The organism is Neisseria sp. 19428wB4_WF04 (genome assembly GCF_015235335.1).
GTDB lineage: Bacteria > Pseudomonadota > Gammaproteobacteria > Burkholderiales > Neisseriaceae > Neisseria > Neisseria musculi.
In genome coordinates, this window is sequence record NZ_JADGLG010000097.1 from 1 (window position 1) to 3478 (window position 3478).

The window sequence follows — 3478 nt, forward strand, 5'->3', positions numbered from 1 at the left end:
GTGGTTGATGGTATTGCGGTTGAAGCCTGTCGGCAAAGCGGTTTTTGAGGCTTCTATACCGACACAAAAATGCTTGATAATTTTTTTGAGCTGTAGTCACTTAACTTGGTGTTATATTTCATTTTTCTAGGCTAACAGAGCTATTCTGCTAGTCTAGAGCTATTCTATTTAACAAAGGGGCTAAGAAAGCACAACCACCCAATATTAATGATAAGCTTATGAAATAAAATTAAAAAACAAGTATCAAAAGTGCAGTAAAATTACCGATTCCCAATACCGTCAGGTCTTACGGCTTTCCGCTTTCTATTTGAACGCTTCCGATACCGTCCAAACTGACCGGAATCAGTGTTGGAAGCATCAACAGTCCGTACCTGAAGTTACGCCGGAGCCCTGCTGGCGAATGCGGGCAGACACCTCTTTCTAAAACGCCGTAGAATCAGACGAATCCCATTTCAATGCAAAAAGCATCCGAGGTAAACGCGGGGGCAAAGCGAGTGCTAAAATCATCGTTTCCGACATCCTAAAACGAGGCAGCAAGGGTTTGTACCGAAGTTGTTCCCGATGCTTCCAAAGCAACGCTGCAAGATGCCGTCAATGAGGTTCCGATGGTCTGTGAATACTTTGGAATGATTGATGCAGTGATAAACAAAACGACCCGCATCCCATTTGTTGCGACTGGTCTAGGCTGTGGTGCAAACGATGCTGTCAGGCATAAATTTTCTTTTGATTACATGCAGTAAAGTTCCAAGCTTGGCGTTATCTGCAACTACCGTACAGATCTTGCCGTGTTGGTTCAGGATGCCGAAAACGGCCACTTTACCTGCCGCGCCGCGCCCGTACCAGCCCTCACGCCTTGCACTGAAACAACTTTCGTCCAACTTAACCGAACCGTCAAAAACCTCATCGTCAGCCGGAGTCAAATGATGGCTGGCGACTTGGCAGGTTTGACGGTGGAATAGGGCTGACGAATTTGAGGCATACCCAAAATATCGGCAGCGGAACGGGTAGTTGCTTCCGGTACAGAAAATAGAGTAGTTTTTCTGTGATTTTTTCTTTAATTTGCAGTATGTTATCTCTATTTTTTGAGGGTAATACAACTAATAATCCGGTATTGTCTCTTTTATTTGTGTTTTTCAGACGGCCCCGCTTGGTTTTTGGGCCGTCTGAAAACCTAAAGCTGTTATAATGCTGCGCCATAACGAAAATAACGCAAGCCATTATCAAGCTGAGGAACTCCGCCATGTCAAGCGTACCCAAAGGCCGAAATCAATCTAAAGAACAAGTTATCCAACTTTATCAAGGTGCAAAACGCATCCATCCGAAGATGGCTAAAGGGCGTTTCGCCAATTTGCGCCTGTTGATGATTTTGGCTACGCAGTTCGTGTTTTATATGGTGCCGTGGTTCAACTGGAGCGGCCGCCAGGCGGTTTTATTCGATATTCCTGCGCGTCATTTCTATATTTTCGGCCTTTCGTTGGGCATGGGTGATTTGATTTATTTGGCTCTGTTGCTGATTATTTCTGCCTTCGGCCTGTTTTGGTGGACCACTATCGCCGGCCGTTTGTGGTGTGGCTACTCCTGCCCGCAAACGGTTTACACCGAAATCATGCTGTGGATAGACCACCTTGTCGAAGGCGACCGCAACAAGCGTTTGAAGCTTGATAAAGAGCGGTGGAATTTCCGTAAAATCCGCATTAAAACCATTAAATATCTGTTGATTTTTATTGTGTGTGCGTGGACGGGCATCACTTTTGCCGGCTGGTTTACGCCGATACGCGAACTTGTGCCGGCCGTATTCACACTTACCGCAGGCGGGGGAGCGCTGTTTGCCGCAGCGTTTTACGGCTTTATGACTTGGCTGTTTGCCCATCAGATGCGTGAGCAGGTGTGTCTGCATATGTGCCCTTATGCCCGCTTTCAGAGCGCGATGTTCGATAAAGACACGTTGGTGATTTCTTACGATGCCGAACGCGGCGAGCCTCGCGGAGCCCGCAAGAAAACCGCCAGTAAAGAAGAAATCAAGCTCGGCGACTGCATCAATTGCACTATGTGTGTGCAGGTATGCCCCGTAGGCATTGACATCCGCGATGGCTTGCAGTATCAATGTATCGGCTGTGCCGCTTGCATTGATGCCTGCGATGAGATTATGGATAAAATGAACTATCCGCGCGGGCTGATACGCTATACCACCGAAAGCGTGCTGGCGCACGAATATACCGATAAAGACATCAGAAAACGCTTATTGCGCCCGCGTGTTATCGGTTACGGTGCAGTATTGGCTGCTGCCGTGGCCGCCATGATTGCCGGCATCTCCACCCGCGAAACCCTCAATGTAGACATTATCAAAGACCGAGGCGTGATGGTGCGAGAAAATAACCAAGGTTGGCTGGAAAACGCCTACAACCTGCGCATCATCAACGACAGCGAAAAAGAGCAGCGTATCACTGCCAAAGTAAGCGGTTTTGATGAAATTTCCCTCACCGGCCTGCCTTCAGACGGCCTGACCGTTCCCCCGAAAGAAACCGTTACCGTGCCTGTTCAGGTTGCCACCATTCCCGAATACGCCGATAAAGGCAGCCACCCTATAGTGTTTGAATTCACCTATCGCGAAGCAGGCGGCGAACCGCACACCATCATAGAAAAAGCATCGTTTATCGGAGAATAAAGTGCCCCAAACGCAAAAATCGAAAGTCTGGTATAAAGAACCATGGCCGTGGCTGCTGATGGCAGGGCCGGTGATTGTGGTGTTTGCCGCCCTCTACACTTTCCACTTAGCCCAAAGCAATTCGGCCGACTTGGTGAGCGATGACTATTATAAAGACGGCAAACATATCGACCTGCAACTGCACCGCGATGAAGAAGCCTTCAAACGCAATATTCACGCACAAGTGTTGGTCAATCCCGATAAAAACGCCGCTAAAGTGCTGGTTAGCGGCAACTTCAACCCGCAGGAACCGCTTAATTTGGTATTGATGCATCCGGCAAAAAAAGCCGAGGATCAAACCGTGAAACTGCAACCGGCACAAAGTGGGGTATTTTCAGGCAACAAAGCTGAGTACAACGCCGTTTTCAAACCGCTGCCTGACACCCATCACTGGTATGTGCGCGTGGAAGATGCCGGCGGAAAATGGCGAGTAGAAGACAGATGGCTGGTTAATCAAGGCTATGCTGTCAATCTGAAACCGATGGAAAAACTGCTCTCTGCTTCAGCGGCCACACAATGAATCAGATATTTTCTAGGCTCTAGACTAGCAGCTTTATATAAATTGGGGCTGAAGTAGATTAGCCCTAAACACCACACCAAAGCCGCAAAGTTTTTAACTGCTGCTTTGGTGTCCCGAAGTTAAAACGAAACTCACATTCTTTCAAGAACAGAGGAAAAGATTTTCGGTTGATTCCGTTGTATTTGCGCAAGACACGTTTCGCCTGATTCCAAAAATTCTCAATGCCGTTGATATGGTTGTGTCGGTCGGCAAAC

At 47.8% G+C, this 3478-nt stretch carries 3 protein-coding genes and 3 pseudogenes; 3 read left to right on the top strand and 3 right to left on the bottom strand.

From position 1 onward, the window contains the following. Positions 1-122 (bottom strand): annotated as a pseudogene (locus IR141_RS13635) (IS1595 family transposase); the annotation flags it as partial. A 101-nt stretch (positions 123-223) separates the two neighbouring features. On the opposite strand from IR141_RS13635, the pseudogene IR141_RS14260 reads away from it, so the two are divergent. Beyond that, positions 224-581 (top strand): annotated as a pseudogene (locus IR141_RS14260) (IS1595 family transposase); the annotation flags it as partial. 99 nt (positions 582-680) lie between these two features. Here IR141_RS14260 and IR141_RS12220 read toward each other — a convergent pair. Continuing rightward, a complete protein-coding gene (locus IR141_RS12220) occupies positions 681-1097 on the bottom strand; it encodes a hypothetical protein (protein ID WP_135037682.1) in 417 nt (138 codons plus the stop codon). Between the two features lie 143 nt (positions 1098-1240). On the opposite strand from IR141_RS12220, the gene ccoG reads away from it, so the two are divergent. Together ccoG and IR141_RS12230 are read left to right on the top strand one after the other, a co-directional pair. Further along, positions 1241-2665, top strand: coding sequence for a cytochrome c oxidase accessory protein CcoG (gene ccoG, locus IR141_RS12225; protein ID WP_135037684.1), 1425 nt, complete (start codon positions 1241-1243; stop codon positions 2663-2665). Between the two features lies 1 nt (position 2666). After that, complete coding sequence (locus tag IR141_RS12230; protein WP_135037687.1) at positions 2667-3224, top strand: FixH family protein; 558 nt, start codon at positions 2667-2669, stop codon at positions 3222-3224. Between the two features lie 64 nt (positions 3225-3288). On the opposite strand, the pseudogene IR141_RS12235 reads toward IR141_RS12230, so the two are convergent. Next, a pseudogene (locus IR141_RS12235) lies at positions 3289-3478 on the bottom strand (IS1595 family transposase); the annotation flags it as partial.